Raw genomic sequence first — 14,788 nt, forward strand, 5'->3', positions numbered from 1 at the left:
CCGGCCACCGCCGGGTACGGTCGGCCGTTCAGCCGAGGTGGGTGACGACAGCCTTGACCTGGGTGTAGCCGAGCAGGGCCGCGAACCCCTTCTCGCGTCCGTGGCCCGAGTGGCGGTAGCCGCCGAAGGGGACCTCGACGGCGGCGCCGTTGAATCCGTTGATCTGCACCTGGCCCGCCCGGATCCGCCGCGCGACCCGTTCCGCGGTGCGCAGATCCGCGGTGAACACGGCCGCGGTGAGGCCGTAGGGCGTCCCGTTAGCGATCTCGACGGCCTCCGACTCGTCGGCGAAGTCGATCACGGTCTGCACCGGCCCGAACACCTCGGTCGTGGCGAGCACCGAGTCAGGCCGGACCCCGGCGACGACCGTGGGCGAGGCGAAGAAGCCGGCGCTGTCCTTCCACTCCTCCGGGGCGAACGCCCCGCCGATGCGGATGTCGCCTCCCTGGTCGGCCGCCTGCTCGATGAGCCCGAACACCCGGTCACGCTGGCGGGCCGAGACGATCGGACCGAGATCCGGGTCGTCACGGCCCACGCCGACCCGGAGTCGGGAGACGCGGTCGACCAGGAGCTCGACGAACCGCTCCCGCACGCTCTCATGCACGACGAACCGGGTGAGCGCGGAGCAGGACTGGCCGGAGTTGCGCATGATCGCGGCAGCCGCGAAGCGCGCAGCCTCCCCTAGGTCGGCGTCGGGGAAGACGAGGGCGGCGGACTTGCCGCCGAGCTCCAGATTGGTCGCCACGACGTTCCGGGCGGCTGCGACCGAAACGGCGATCCCGGTGGCGACGGAGCCGGTGAAGGTCAGGTGGTCGATGCCGGGGTGCCCCGCGAGCGCGGCGCCCGCCGTGATCCCGTCACCCGGCACGACGTCGACGACGCCGGCGGGCACGATGCCGCCCACCAGCTCGGCGAAGGCCAGCGACGAGAGGGGGGCGAGCTCCGACGGCTTGATGACGACGGTGTTGCCCACGGCGAGCGACGGCGCCACCCCGCGGGAGAGCTGGCTGAGGGGCGAGTTCCACGGGGTGATGTGAGCGACGACCCCGTACGGCTCGGGCTCCGTCCGGGCGAGCACGCGCGAGCCCATCGGGATCACGTCGCCGAAGAGGTGCTGGGCGGCGTGGGCGTAGAACCGGAAGTAGCGGGCCGCGGTGGCGACATCCGACCGCGCCTGCGAGAGGGGCTTGCCGGTGTCGACGCTCTCGAGCAGGGTCAGCCGGGGACCGGCCGCATCGATGGCGTCGGCGATGCGCTCGAGCACCTGGGAGCGATCGGACGTGGGCAGCTCCCACCAGGGCTCGAACGCCCGGCGCGCTGACCGGACGGCCGCGTCGACCGTCTCCACCGTCGCATCCCGCAGCGTGGCGATCGTCGTGCCGTCGGCCGGATCGATCACGTCGCGAGCGGGGCCGGTGACCGGGACCCAGCTGCCGTCGACGAACGCTCCCGCCGGGATGGCGCCCAGGGACTCGACCGCGTCGGCACCCGGGCCGCGGGGGGCGCGCGACCCGTCCCGTTCGATATCAACCATAGTTTTGATCATATACAATCACCATAGGCGATCCGGGTGATCCGATCCGATCGAACGCGCGGAGAAGGTGCGGGAATATGAGCGACTCATCGCCGGACACGGTGCACGCGGACGTCGTCGTCGTCGGCGGCGGGAACGCCGGCTTCACCGCCGCGCACGCGGCGGCGACGCGGGGTCGGAAGGTGATCCTGCTCGAGCGCGGGACCGCGGTCATGGCCGGCGGCAACAGCTTCTACACGGCGGGCGCCACGCGCATCCCGCACGGCGGGCTCGACGACCTCCGCGACCTCATCGACGACGACGAGCGCCTCGCAGTCACCACGGTGCCGCCGTACTCGGCGGAGGAGTACGCCGCCGACCTCGCGAAGGTGACCGAGGGCCGCAACGACCCCGAGCTCACCCGGGTGCTCGTCGGCGAATCGGGCGACGCGATCCGCTGGCTCCACTCGCTCGGCCTGCGCTACCGGCTGATGTACGAGCGACAGGCCTATCGGCGCGACGACGGCACGTACCTGTTCTGGGGCGGACTGCATGTCGGCAACGTCGACGGCGGACAGGGGCTGGTCGCGGACCACACCCGCGTCGCCGGCGGGCTGGGCGTCGAGGTGCGCTACGGCGCCCATGCCACCGAGTTGGTGCGGGAGGGCGATCGCGTCACCGGTGTCGTCGCGTCCATCGACGGGCGTCCGGTCACCTTCCGGGCCGAGTCGGTCGTCCTCGCGGCCGGGGGCTTCGAGGCCGACCCGGTGTGGCGCGAGGAGTTCCTCGGCGCGGGGTGGGGCAACGCCGTCGTCCGCGGGACCCCGTACAACGACGGGACGATGCTGCGGGCCGCGCTCGCCGTGGGTGCCGCGCGCGGCGGCGACTGGTCGACCGCGCACAGCGTGCAGTGGGATGCCGAGGCCGCTGACAACGAGAGCAACCGCGAGATGACCAATCGCCTCACCCGCCAGAGCTATCCGCTCGGCATCATCGTCAACCGGGAGGGTCACCGGTTCCTCGACGAGGGCGCCGACTTCCGCAACTACACCTATGCGAAGTACGGCCGGTTCATCCTGCAGCAGCCGGGATCGATCGGCTACCAGATCTTCGATGCGACCCTGCGCCCGCTGCTGCGCGAGGAGGAGTACGACATGCCCGGCGTCGGCGTGCACGTCGCCGACTCGATCGCCGAGCTGGCCGACTCCCTCGGCATCGACCGGGCCGAACTCGAGGCGACGGTCAGCGAGTTCAACGCCTCCATCGATCGCTCGACGCCTTTCGACCCGACCGTCAAGGACGGCCGTCGCGCCTCCGTCACGCCGCCAAAGTCGAACTGGGCGATGCCCCTCGAGAGCGCGCCCTTCTTCGCCTACCCGGTGACATGCGGCATCACCTTCACGTTCGGCGGCCTGAAGTCCGATGTGGACGGGCGGGTGCTCCGCGCGGACGGCACCCGGATCCCCGGGCTGCTGGTCTGCGGCGAGATGCTCGGCGGCCTGTTCAGCGGCAACTACCCTGGAGGCTCTGGCCTCGCCGCGGGCATCGTGTTCGGGCGGCGCGCCGGCATGGTCGCTTAGCCGTCGCCGTAGCCCGGGTGCACGCCGGCGCGTTGTCCGGTCCGCGTGGTCACCTTCTCGAGCAGTGCGATGAGACTGCGTGACGATCTCGATCTGATGAAGAGGTGGTCGAGGCGATGCGGGTGACGATCTTCGGAGCAACCGGGCAGACCGGGCGGCTGCTCGTCGAGCAGGCTCTGGCCCGTGGCGACCGGGTGACCGCCGTGGTGCGCGACCCGCGGCGGCTCGAGGTCCGCCATCCCGAACTCAGCGTCGATGTCGTCCACGAACTCGCCGACCTCGCCGCCACAAACCGCGCTCTGCGGAACGCCGACGCCGTGCTCTCCGCGATCGGCCCGCGCGGGCGCCGGGACGCGCCGGTGGCCGCCGCCGGTGTGCCGGTCTCCTGGCTGCGATTCCCGATCGGCACCCTCAAGCTGCTCGGAGCGCTCGGTTTGGTCGCCGGACTCTGGGTGCCGGGGATCGGCGTCGCCGCCGCGGCTGGGCTCGTCGTCTTCTTCGTGTGCGCGATGTACACCCACGTCCGGGCGGGCGACCTGTAGGCACAGTTCGGACTCGCCGCATTCCTGCTGGCTCTCGACGCGGCGACGCTCGCCCTGACCGTGCTCAGCCGCTTCGACATGGGCGTGCGCGCCGGGGGCTGAGCCGGGACGAGGATCGCTCCCCGCCTCCGACGCCTCCGGCGCGCTCGCCGGTACCGCTCCGCTACCCCTCGGCCGCCACGACCCTGATGGTCGCCGTGGTGGTGCCGAGGTCGCCCGTGGCGGCCTTGACCACGACGCTGCCGGTGCGTCCGGGGATCGTGCGGATCCACACCGCGGCGACCGCTCCCGCCTGCTCGAGCTCGAGCACCGGGTCGCCGACGAGCTCCCCGGGGCCGTCCACGTCGATCGGGATGACCGCCCGAGAGTGCCCGCGGCGCTCGCCGAAGCGGTCGACCACCGCGACCACGACGCGCGTCGCGTCACGGCCGTCGGCCACCAGCACGGAGTCGTCGGGCGACAGCTCGATCGAGTCGCCGACGCGGTCACCGGCGTAGCGCCGGGTCGCCACCAGCTCGTCGCCGAGGTAGCCGTCGATCCGCAGGTCCCACGAGTCCGACCCGGTGAGGTCGAGGTCGATGAACGACGGCGGATACTCCAGGTGCGGGAAGCGCTCACGGTCGGGCGTGACGGTGCCGAGCGAGCGGCCGCCGAGGAACACCTCCAGCCGGTCGACGTTCGAGCAGATGATCGCCTTCCGGCCGGGGCCCCAGATGAGGTCCTCGGGCCGGTTGCCGAGTGCCTTGACCAGGATGTGCTCCGGCGGGTCCCAGGTGAAGGCCGGCTCGACCACCACCCGCTCACTCGGCGCGACCTGCGAGCGGTAGAACGCCGCTCCCGGCTTCAGGATGCGGAAGACGTCGCCGAATCCGCTGGTCTTCAGCCCGTGGTAGACCGTACCGAAGCCCGCCTGATAGTCGAACCCGACCCAGGCGATGATGCCCAGGTAGCGGTCGTCCGCTCGCGCGTCGTTGTGCGCGATCGCGTAGTCCAGCGCCTGGTGCTGCTGGACGTCGGCGGTCTCCACGCGGCGGTACATCGTGGTCGGGCTGCTCCGGCTCGAGATGGCCTCGGCCAGCAGGTAGGGCCACTCCTCCGTCGGCGGGAGGAGCACCGGGTAGCGGTCGCCGTCCTCATCCACCGCGGTCGTGTAGTCGTCGTAGCTGAAGACGTCGTGCTGGAAGGTCGCCGACCTGCTGTAGTCGCCGTGCATCGTGCCGCTCGTCGCCCGCGTCGGGTCGAGCTCCTTGACGAGCGCCTCGGTGCGCGCCCAGAAGTCCGGGTGGTCCGGTGTCTCGTTGAGCCGCGCGCCCCAGATCACGATCGACGGGCGGTGCCGGTCGCGGGCGATCATGCCGGCGATGTCGTCCGCCGCGATGTCCTGCCATTCCTGGTCGCCGACGTACTGCCAGCCCGGCGACTCCTCCCACACCAGCAGCCCCAGCTCGTCGCACGCGTCGAGGAAGGCGGGGTCCTGCGGGTAGTGCGAGCAGCGCACGAAGTTGCAGTTGAGGTCCTGCTTGATGATCTCGGCGTCCTTGCGCTGCGTCCGCTCGGACATGGTGAAGCCGGACCACGGATACAGTCCGTGCCGGTTCACGCCGAAGAGGTAGCGCCGCGTCCCGTTCAGGAAGAAGCCGTGGTGGTCCCACCGCGTCTCGCGGTAGCCGGTGCGCAGCGTGTGGCTGTGCACCGCGTCGCCGCCGAGCGTGAGCGAGGTGCGGACCGTGTAGAGCACCGGATTGTCGATGTCCCACAGCTCGACCGCCTGCAGGTCGCCGAGCGGCACCGTCACCGTCGAGACCCCCGCCTCGATGCGGACGCCGTCGACGCGCGCGGTGGAGACCGGCTCGCCCGCCGCGTCGAGCAGTTCGACCGTCAACGCGGCGTCCGTCGCCTCGACGGCGGAGTCGAGGCTGACCACGAACTCGGAACGCCGCCGCTCCGGGTCGATCGGGTCGAGATGCGTGGTGGCGACCGCCGAGATGAAGGTCGGGGGGACGACCTCGAGACGCACGTCGCGGTGGATGCCGCCCGGCTGCCAGTAGTCGATCCAGCTGCTCGGAGCGGGCGGCGGAAGGTTGGGCGGCACGTTCTGAAACCCGCGCGAGTCGAGGAGCACGGCCAGCACGTTGTCGCCGTCAACGAGCAGGTCGGTGATCTCGAACGAGAACGGCAGGTACCCGCCACGGTGCTCGCCCAGCACGGTGCCGTTCACGCTCACGACGGCCGTGGTCATCGCTCCCTCGAAGTGCACGAACACGCGGTTGCCCGCGGCGTCGTCCGGCGTCGCGAAGTGCAAGCGGTACGCCCACACCTCCTCCCACCGGGACGGATCCCAGTTCTGCCAGCCGAGCTCGGCGACGGTGTGGGGCAGGGTCACCTGCTCCCAGCCGGAGTCGTCGAGGTCGACCGCGTTATGCGCGCCCACCACTTCGGGCTCCAGGTGGTCGGGGGCGCCGGGGCGTTTCACCGGGCCGGTGAAGCGCCATCCGGCGCGCAAGTAGGTCGTCGTCGTATCGCTCATGTGATTCTTCGTTTCTCCAGTTCTGTGCGATCAGGCCGGGTGGGCGACCGGTGCCGCGTGCACGCGGCCGACTGCGTCGATCAGCACCCCGAGCAGGTCGCCCTCGGGGATGGTGAAGGTGTTCTCGTCGTCGATCGCCAGAGGCGCACCGAAGACGACGATCCCGGCTCCGAGCGCCGGGCAGCCGACCGCCTGCTCGATGCTCAGACCGCCGACGGCCTGCACCGGCACGGTGGTCGCCGCGACCACGGCCGGCAGATCGGTCAGGGGCGAGAGCTTCAGCGCACGGTTCAGCGAGCGGTGGTCGTGACCGATGTGGTGGATGACCATGCCGACCCCGAGGTCCTCGAGCCGGCGCGCCTCGGCGGCGTGATCGGCGGCGCCCATGTCGTCGCCCATCACGAGCAGCCCGGTCTCCTCGGCGGCGATGGCGACGCGCTCGATGGTCGCGTCATGCGCCCTGCCCATCACCACGACGGCGTCGGCGCCCGCGTCGCCGTACATCTTCGCCTCGCCGTAGCCGCCGTCCATCACCTTCAAGTCGGCGACGAGGGGATGGTCGGGATACTCCCGCCGGAGGGCGTGGACCGCCTTGGTGCCCTCTGCGAGCACGAGGGGCGTGCCCACTTCGAGCCAGTCGGCGCCCGCCTCGACGGCGATCGCCGCCATCCGCAGTGCGTCCTCGATGGACGTCAGATCGAGCGAGATCTGCACGATCCCGTGGTCGTATGTGTCGCGGGTTATCCCGCGGATCGTGGTGCTCATCCTCTTCTTCCTCCCGCCCGGAACCGGACGGATGCTGACGGTCCTACTCGGCGAGCAGCGCGAGCTCGCGGCTGCGCACCCGGACGGCTGTCGAGCCCCCGAACCAGCGCTCGCGCGCGTCACGGAGGAACTCGGCCGACTGCCGCATCTCGTCCATGCCGTTGACGCCGTCCTCGATGCTGATCCAGCCGTCGTATCCGGCGCCGACGAGGGTGGCGAAGATGCGGTCGTAGTCGTTGAGGCCGCGGCCGATCACGCCGTGCATCAGGGCGGGCGAATAGCCGATGGTGCCGTCGGCCTGACGTAGGTCGTCGAGGGTGGTGCCGGAGGCGAGGAACCGGTCAGACGCCTGCATCGTGACGACGCGGTCGATCACGGCCTCGAGGAAGTCGGCGGAGTCCTCACCGGCGACGATCGCGTTCGACGGGTCGAACTGCACGCCGAAGTGGGCGCGCTCGGCGATGCCGTCGAGCAGGCGCAGGAAGACCTCCTTGCGCTGGGCGAACTCCGGGTACTGCCAGGTACTCGCCTTGTAGTGGTTCTCGATCGCGAGCACGACGTCGAGCTCCCGGGCGATCGGGATGAGCCGTTCGATCGCGTCATGCACCCACTCCAGGCCCTGGTCGATGCTGACGCCGGGGTGAGCCTGACCGCTGACGAGGCGACAGCTGGTGCCCGGCCCCCCGAGCGTGGAGGCGACCCGGATCATCTCGACCTCAACGTCAAACTCCCGCGCGCGCTGGTCGCTGTCGGGATGCGTCAGGTCGGGCGAGGCGCAGAGCATCGGCATCTCGAAGCTAGCGGCGTCGAGTGCATCGCCGATCCGGCTAACCTCGTCCTCACTGCCGCCGCTCCAGAAGAAGCCGGAGTGCAGTTCGAGACCGTCGACTCCGAGGGAGCCGGCGCGCTCGATCCAGTCGAACACCGACAGGGTCCGATCCACGATCATCTCGGTCAGGTAGCCCTTGGGGAAGGCAGCGATTCTCATGAGGATGCGCTCCTTCGCGCGATTCGTGAAATTGGTCACACCGGATGTCATTAATATAACAGCCGTATGGGCGGGAAGAGCCGGCGGCGGACGGGATCGGGCTGCCACCCCCGCTCAGTCGTCGGTCGAGGAGGCGATCACCACTTCGACGCCGGCGGACCGCACTCGGTCCAGGTCGTCGGGCTGCGCTCCGCCATCCACGATGAGCTCGTCGATCGCGTCCCAGCCGCAGATGCGCACGGTCGCCGTTCGCGAGAACTTCGAGGAGTCCGCGACCAGCACCACCCGATCGGCCGCATCGATGAGTGCGCGCTTGGTGATCGCGTCGAAGCCGTTGCCGCAGAACGCGCCCCGCTCACCCATCCCGCTCGCGGCCAGGAACAGCATGTCGATGTGCAGGTTGGCGATGGCCGCCAGCGTCACCGGACCGGCGAAGGACAGCGACTCGGGATGCAGGATGCCGCCGAGACAGATCAGGTCGACAAGCGAATTCGGTGCGAGGGCGGTCACGACCGGGAGCGAGGCGGTGATCGCGGTCATCTTGCTGTCTGTTGAACGCAGCAGCTGGGCAACGTGTGCCATAGTCGTCCCGGCGTCGATGGCGATCACGCTGGCCGGCTGCACCTCCGCGGCGGCTCGCTCGGCGACGGCCCGCTTCTGTCGGGCGTAGGCGTCGTTCCGTTCCGAGTAGTTCGTGCCGACGATCTCCATCGGCGACACCGCACTGACCCCACCGTGGAAGGTGCGGATGCGCCCTGCCTCGAGTAGCTGGCTGACGTCCCGCCGGACAGTCATCTCCGAGACCTCTAACCGCTGCGCGAGCTCGGTGACCGTGCAGAACCCCTGCTCGGTGACGAGCGCCGCGATCAACTCGCGCCGGTTCGAGCCCGAGGTGCGCGTGGCCCGCGACTTCTGAACGCTCACGCCGATCCTCCAGCCCCTGTTGCCCGTATGCGCGATTTCTTCACTATCGCCGACAATTCACGCAGGCGCGCGACGGAGCGCTCGGAGATCGCGCGAGCCGGGTCCGGTTCCGCAACCGTGTCGGCCCAGATGGCGCGGCCGGCGAGGAACCCGGAGGCGCCGCCTGCGGTGGCCTCGTGTACGGCAGAAGCGAAGTCGGGCTGGTGCACGCCGTTCGAGAGCACCACCCACGGATGCCCCACGATGAGGGTAAGAGCACGGGAAGCCTCCCGAACGCCGCTGACGTCGCCCACCTTGTAGCCCGGCACCTCGGCCTTGTACACGTCGGCGTCGCGACCTATGTCCTCGGCGGCCTCGAGGATCGCGGCGTGCCGGTCCTCCAAATCCCTCCAGTCCTCGCCGAGGGGCGGCCGGACGATGCCCTCAACGAAGCTGGCAACGTCGCTTCGGTCAGCCAGGTCAAGGAATCGGGCCACAAGATCCTGTGTCACCGTGTCGTGCTCCCGCCGCCAGATCACGAGCAGCTTGATCGCCGCCGCTCCGGTCGCTCGGATGAACGCCTCGTCCACCATGGGGTCGAGACCGGTGCTGACGACGCCAACTCCATGGATGCTGTGCAGCTCGTCCGCCGCGAGTATCACCCCGCAGCTCTCGGGGACAAAGTCCGGCCGCCGGGCCTGCGGAATGGCGAGCGGGCGATCAAGCAAGATGCCAGTGGCCAGCGGCCACAGGATTGACCCAGCCGTGCGCTTGAAGGACGTAAGGGTGTCGTCGTCGACGAGTGATCCGTCCGGCAGCGGGGGAAACATCTCCCGCAACGACTCGCGCTGATCGAGCGCGAGCATGGCGAATCCACCGGTCTCGTCAGAGAGCGCCCGAAGTCGAGCCGTCATTCCTTCAGCAGGTTCGGTCATCGACGTGCTCCGATCTCTGGCTCCGACAGCGCGGCGATCCTCGTCTGCGCATACCGGTGTCGCCATAGTTAGTGATCATGTTGCAATTCCCCCAACAAACGGTGACACTCTACCGTCTGGGTCACTGGAGCGGCCTGAATTCGTTTGACAGGCGTCGAGTGAAATGTGAATAATCTACCATGAGTCATGGTCCCATGCCGTGCGAGTCAGCGAACGCCGACGCGCCGACGCGTGACGCGCCACGACCCGTCCAATTCGTCGTGATCGGGACCGGTCGAATGGCGGATGCCATCATGCCCGACTTCCAACTCGTGGACGGGGTGGAGGTCGTCGCCGTCGCGGGGCGCTCGATCGAAAACGCGCAATACTTCGCCAATCGGTGGGGCATTCCCGCCGCATTCAGCCTCGACGACCTCGCGGCCGCCAACGTCGACGCCGACCTCTGCTACGTCGCGACCACACCCGCCCACCACATGACGGCAGCGATGCTCGCCCTCGACCTAGGGATGGGCGCGCTCGTCGAAAAGGCCTTCGCACGGAGCGCTGCCGAAGCAGCGCCGATCGTCGCAGCCGCGGCGCGGGAGCACCGCTTCCTCATGGAGGCTATGTGGATGCGGTTCAACCCGCACATCCTGGCGGCCGTGGAGGCGGTCGCCGACGGAGAGATCGGTGAACCGCGCCTGCTGACGGCCGCCTTCGGCCGCCCAGTTCCCTACGAACCGCCGCGTTGGCTGTGGGACCCGCAACAGGGCGGCGGCACACTGTTCGACCAAGCGGTCTACCCGCTAGCGCTCGCCGACGTGTTCTTCGGGGAGCCTGTCAGCGTGCAGGCGTGGGGAACGACGGCCGGCTACGAAGGCGACGACCGCGGCCTGATCACCGAGGCCGCCGTACTGCTTGGCTACAGTGACGGAGCTCAGGCGGTTTCGACCACCTCGATCCGGGCTCAGTTGGTCCCCGCCGCGGTGCTGAGCGGCAGCGAGGGCGCTATCGTCTTCGACGAGGGCTTCTGGGCGGCTAACGGGTTCACGGTCCGCAACTCCTCGGGAACGACACGTCGCATCGACACCTTGCGGGACGGTAACTGGACCCCGATGCTCCGCGCTGTGCGGGATGCCTATCGTCAGGGTTTGACCGAGCATCCGCTCAGCCCCATGGCGGCGACCCTGCGGGTCACGGCGGTCCTCGACCAGGTCGCGGCGCAGATTGGTGGCTCGAGTGCGCGACCGCACGTCGGGACGAGCCCAGCGTGAGCGAGATCCGCGAGTTCCCCAGGGTAGGTTTCGGGACGGCGGGCATCGCCCGGCCAAGGTCGGATGCCGAGCTTTCCGCCTCCCCCGTCAGCGAGGCCGAAGGCATGGCCACCCTCGCGACCGCGTGGGATGAGGGGCTTCGCTGGTTCGACACGGCACCGTTCTACGGCCAGGGCCGTGCAGAGCGGATGCTCGGCGCCTTCCTGCGAGGCCGGCCCCGCGGCGAGTATCTGCTCACGACCAAAGTCGGACGCATCATCCGGGACGGTGCGGCGATCTTCGACTTCAGCGCCGACGGCATCCGTCGCTCCCTCGACGCCAGTCTGCGGCGACTCGGGGTAGACCGCGTCGACGTGATCCTGCTGCACGATCCCGACGACCATCTCAACCAGGCGGTGGCCGAATCGTGGCCCACGATGCAGTCGCTTCGAAACGAGAGCATCGTGGGCGGGATCGGCATCGGCGTCACGCGCCTGACGACGGCAACCACGCTGATCGAGCGCATTGATCCGGCGATGCTCCTCCTGGCCGAACGCTACAGTCTGTTGGACCCCAGTGCGGCTGACCGGCTGCTCCCACTCTGCCAACGTCGCGGCATCGATGTGGTAATCGCCGGGGCCGCCGGATAGTCGTTCTTGAGAACTCGGGCCGGCAGCCCTACACGGTTGTCCTCAACGTAAGAGAGGCCGAGACCGAGCTTCAGCACCTTCGACGCCGATAGAGAGCATCGTCATGATCGGATCGCGCGCCGGTTCGATAAACGCCGCTGCGCGCAACGCGTGCGTGCCGTACACGAGCAGGTGCTTCGCTGAATCCGATTCCTGGATCAGATTGATTTCCTGAAATTGGGAAAGTTCATCGTCATAGCGGCCTGGCACACGCACACTATGGGAGAGCAACAAGCTCTCGCGCCCGTAAGCCGATCCACTTACGAGCGCTGCGCGGGAGGCTCGCGAGCTTCGTCAACGGCCGGCGTCTCGGTGGGAGGCAGGCTCTTGTCGTCGACTACGGTCGCATTGAGGATCGCGATCCGCATTGTGATCGAGTGATCGTCGCAGAGCACTTCGCGTGCCAGCCTCGCGGCGTGAGAGAGGACTGGGTTTTCCTCGACGGCTTTACGGAGGCGATCTTGCGGCACGCCGAGCTCGTGCAGCAGGTTCAGGACCACAACACCCGCGGTGACCTCCGCGACCGCGTGCAGATGCTCGAGGTCGTTTTCAGCGGTACCGACGTGTGCCAGATTGTTGCGCGCATCCTTCGCCGCCTTCGCCCATACGGCGGGGTCGTGCACTAAGCGTTGGCCGGCGACTCCAACTCGCTCCACCAGTTGAAGTAGACGCTCCTTTAGTGTTGGCACGTTCGAATGCTCATTGAGGCGGTCCGCGAGCCAGGTCTTCCGCTCGGGCGGTACGGCTTCGAGGATCGTCTTGCGAATTCGCTTGAACTCGTCTGGCGGGATCGGAGGCGCAGGCTCCAGGGCACGGTGCATCGATTCCGCGGCAGCGACCGCAGTCACCACCCGCGTTTCTATGTATCCGGTCCTCACGTACCTCAGTCCGAGGATCATGCTGCGGGCGGCCGCGAAGGTATCGCGCATCTCGAGCCAACGCGGGAGCAGTTGCTCAAACGGCACGTCGTCGAGCGTCAGGACGTAATTGCGCAGGTCAAGTGCTTTGTCGTTCGGCTTCGGCTTGACCACCCTGATTCTGTAGATGTCGACCTTGTGCGGATGACCTTGCATTGGGTGGCCCTCGGGCCAATCATCCGGCTTCGATGGAAAGTAGACGCGCATGCTGACAATGCCGCACGCCCGAAGGGTCGACAGAGACATCAGGTCGGCCATACCGTCCAGCAGCTCGGTCCAGTATTCGAGCGGCTGCGGCTCCTCCCTCTCGAACCTGATCACTTGACTCTCCTGCACGCGAGTGAGCGTGCGAGAGCGGGACAGCTCCGAATACGGCTGCCATGAGTAATGGCTCAGCTTGACAGTCAGCGGCCCCGCTTCGACCGAAAGCGGCGAGAGACGGCTGAGACGAATCTCGCCGCTCACTGAGTCAGGATCCGAACCCCAGTGGTGCGTCTCCTCAATACCGGAACGCCGAGACCACACAGTGAGATCTTCAACATGAGCCGAGGCGGCCACGAATGCCGCCTCATCGGGATCGTCCATGTAGACGCCCACAAGCCCGATACCCGCCCTTAGTTCTAGCTTGGCAGGAGGGCCGAACAGCCCGCCGAAGCCGTGCGACCTCGCCGTGACAACGCCAACGCCAAGTAGTGTCATCGCTTCTCCATCGCCCGTGCCGAGAACCATCTGCCACTGTTTCAACTCGTCCGTGACAATCGTTGACCCATTTTCGCCGGGATGCGTGACTTGGTAATCCCAGCCACCAATCAGGCGAAGCCGGAGCCCCTCATCGGGCGAGAACGACAGCACCCCGGGTACTTTCGTGTTCGGGTCATCGGGAAGCCACCATTCGCCGGTCCAGTCGCGGGCCTCGTTCAACGGAGATTCGGTCACCCGCTCATCTTGACGCTCGGGGACGACATTTAGACGGATTCCGTGGTCGCAGCCTGCCTGCCACGCCTCCTTAGTACGCCGAAAGGCAGCACTCGAGCCGCTCGTCTTCGTCAACGCAATGCCGCAATCAGGGATCCCCTATGCGCACCTGGGGTTCAGGTGCGTGAGAGGCTGCGGCCATGACTTCAAGTGCAGGGCCGCGCACGTTGTACGTGTCCGATCTGGACCGGACCCTGCTGAGGTCAGATGGCTCGCTCAGCGCCGCGTCGGCGCGGTTGTTGAATGCCGCGATCGATGGCGGCGCACTGTTCACCTACGCAACGGCAAGATCGTTTCTGAGTTCCAGAAGAGCGACCAAAGCTCTGCGCCTGAGGCTGCCGTTGCTCACGTACGGCGGAACGATCACCGCAGATCCGGACACCGGCCAGCCGGCGGACCTTCGACTCCTAGGCGCGACGACCGTGCAGGCGACGCTCCGGCTCTGCGACGCGCACGCGACAGCCGAGCCCATCATGCACACCTTCGAGGACGGCCGAGATTGGATCCGTTGGCGCCCGGAACGGATGACCCTCGGCGTGCAAACATTCCTGGCCTCCCGCTCCAACGACCCGCGCCTGCGACCAGCGACGGCGGACGATCCGCTCGACGCGGCATCGGTGTTCTACATCTCGATCCTCGCCCAGAATCCAGAGTTGACCGGGCTGCGCACCGCTCTGATTCCCGAACTCGGCAGCGCGGCACACTTTCTCAGCGTCGACCCCGGCACCCCTGGCCTGGACTGGCTCGAGTTCCATCACGAAGACGGAACGAAAGCGAAGGCGATTCAGCGTCTCGCGTCAACGCTCGACGCCGATCGTCTCGTCGTCTTCGGCGACAACCACAACGACCTGCCCATGTTCGCCATCGCTGACGAGTCATACGCAGTCTCCAACGCGGTCCCCGCTGTACGGGACGCGGCCACACGGGTGATCAACAGCAACGACGAGGACGCCGTTGCCCGCTGGATCACCGCGGATCGCCAGACAAGCTCACGAACGTAACGGGGTCCGCTTGCGCTCAGCAGGACTCGCTCGGTAGCCACACGTCCTCGCCGGCAGCATGATGCACGTAAGACCCGCCCGGTGAAAATGCCCGCACGGGTACCTCAACTGCAACACGCCTGGAGTTCGGATCCCGAGATAAGTGTCGACTCCGACATCTCACGACATTTGTCTTGGAATCCGACATTTCACCGACACTTGTCGTGGAATCCGACATTTCA

General features: G+C 68.0%; 13 protein-coding genes. 5 read left to right on the forward strand and 8 right to left on the reverse strand.

Going from position 1 to position 14,788, the window contains the following annotated elements; translation table 11 throughout:
• Positions 1-28 precede the first annotated feature (28 nt).
• Positions 29-1,534, reverse strand: a complete 1,506-nt coding sequence (locus VHB92_RS02185) for an aldehyde dehydrogenase family protein (protein ID WP_325450922.1) — start codon at positions 1,532-1,534, stop codon at positions 29-31.
• 77 nt (positions 1,535-1,611) lie between these two features.
• On the opposite strand from VHB92_RS02185, the gene tcuA reads away from it, so the two are divergent.
• Together tcuA and VHB92_RS02195 are read left to right on the forward strand one after the other, a co-directional pair.
• The gene (gene tcuA, locus VHB92_RS02190; RefSeq protein ID WP_325450924.1) at positions 1,612-3,093 is read left to right on the forward strand and encodes an FAD-dependent tricarballylate dehydrogenase TcuA; all 1,482 of its coding nucleotides are present in this window, start codon (positions 1,612-1,614) and stop codon (positions 3,091-3,093) included.
• Positions 3,094-3,215: 122 nt separating this feature from the next.
• Positions 3,216-3,635 carry an NAD(P)H-binding protein gene (locus VHB92_RS02195; protein ID WP_325450926.1) on the forward strand — a complete coding sequence of 140 codons (420 nt, stop codon included), beginning with the start codon at positions 3,216-3,218 and terminating at the stop codon, positions 3,633-3,635.
• A 163-nt stretch (positions 3,636-3,798) separates the two neighbouring features.
• Here the strand turns inward: VHB92_RS02195 and VHB92_RS02200 are convergent, their stop codons facing one another.
• The 5 genes from VHB92_RS02200 to VHB92_RS02220 form a co-directional block, all read right to left on the reverse strand.
• Positions 3,799-6,162 (reverse strand): glycoside hydrolase family 2 protein, encoded by a 2,364-nt coding sequence (locus VHB92_RS02200; RefSeq protein WP_325450928.1) that lies wholly within the window; start codon positions 6,160-6,162, stop codon positions 3,799-3,801.
• 30 nt (positions 6,163-6,192) lie between these two features.
• Positions 6,193-6,927: an orotidine 5'-phosphate decarboxylase / HUMPS family protein gene (locus VHB92_RS02205; protein WP_325450930.1), complete on the reverse strand. Its 735-nt coding sequence runs from the start codon at positions 6,925-6,927 to the stop codon at positions 6,193-6,195.
• Positions 6,928-6,970: 43 nt separating this feature from the next.
• Entirely contained in the window at positions 6,971-7,915 is a 945-nt protein-coding gene (locus VHB92_RS02210) for a sugar phosphate isomerase/epimerase family protein (protein ID WP_325450931.1), read from the reverse strand.
• A gap of 114 nt (positions 7,916-8,029) precedes the next feature.
• Positions 8,030-8,839, reverse strand: a complete 810-nt coding sequence (locus VHB92_RS02215) for a DeoR/GlpR family DNA-binding transcription regulator (RefSeq protein WP_325450932.1) — start codon at positions 8,837-8,839, stop codon at positions 8,030-8,032.
• Positions 8,836-9,684, reverse strand: a complete 849-nt coding sequence (locus VHB92_RS02220; protein ID WP_325450934.1) for an aldolase — start codon at positions 9,682-9,684, stop codon at positions 8,836-8,838. Before VHB92_RS02220 ends, VHB92_RS02215 begins: the two co-directional genes overlap by 4 nt.
• 263 nt (positions 9,685-9,947) lie before the next feature.
• On the opposite strand from VHB92_RS02220, the gene VHB92_RS02225 reads away from it, so the two are divergent.
• Positions 9,948-11,006 carry a Gfo/Idh/MocA family oxidoreductase gene (locus VHB92_RS02225; RefSeq protein ID WP_325451293.1) on the forward strand — a complete coding sequence of 353 codons (1,059 nt, stop codon included), beginning with the start codon at positions 9,948-9,950 and terminating at the stop codon, positions 11,004-11,006.
• Complete coding sequence (locus tag VHB92_RS02230; protein WP_325450936.1) at positions 11,003-11,635, forward strand: aldo/keto reductase; 633 nt, start codon at positions 11,003-11,005, stop codon at positions 11,633-11,635. The genes VHB92_RS02225 and VHB92_RS02230 overlap by 4 nt, the downstream gene beginning before the upstream one ends.
• A 42-nt stretch (positions 11,636-11,677) precedes the next feature.
• On the opposite strand, the gene VHB92_RS02235 is transcribed toward VHB92_RS02230, so the two are convergent.
• Both VHB92_RS02235 and VHB92_RS02240 read right to left on the reverse strand, forming a co-directional pair.
• Complete coding sequence (locus tag VHB92_RS02235; RefSeq protein ID WP_325450938.1) at positions 11,678-11,884, reverse strand: hypothetical protein; 207 nt, start codon at positions 11,882-11,884, stop codon at positions 11,678-11,680.
• A 50-nt stretch (positions 11,885-11,934) separates the two neighbouring features.
• Positions 11,935-13,527, reverse strand: a complete 1,593-nt coding sequence (locus VHB92_RS02240; RefSeq protein ID WP_325450940.1) for a HEPN domain-containing protein — start codon at positions 13,525-13,527, stop codon at positions 11,935-11,937.
• Between the two features lie 179 nt (positions 13,528-13,706).
• Between VHB92_RS02240 and VHB92_RS02245 the strand changes: the two genes are divergently transcribed.
• On the forward strand, positions 13,707-14,567 hold the full coding sequence (locus VHB92_RS02245) for an HAD-IIB family hydrolase (RefSeq protein WP_325450942.1): 861 nt from the start codon (positions 13,707-13,709) through the stop codon (positions 14,565-14,567).
• The last annotated feature ends 221 nt before the right edge of the window (positions 14,568-14,788 follow it).

This window comes from Humibacter sp. (assembly GCF_035547335.1).
GTDB lineage: Bacteria > Actinomycetota > Actinomycetes > Actinomycetales > Microbacteriaceae > Humibacter.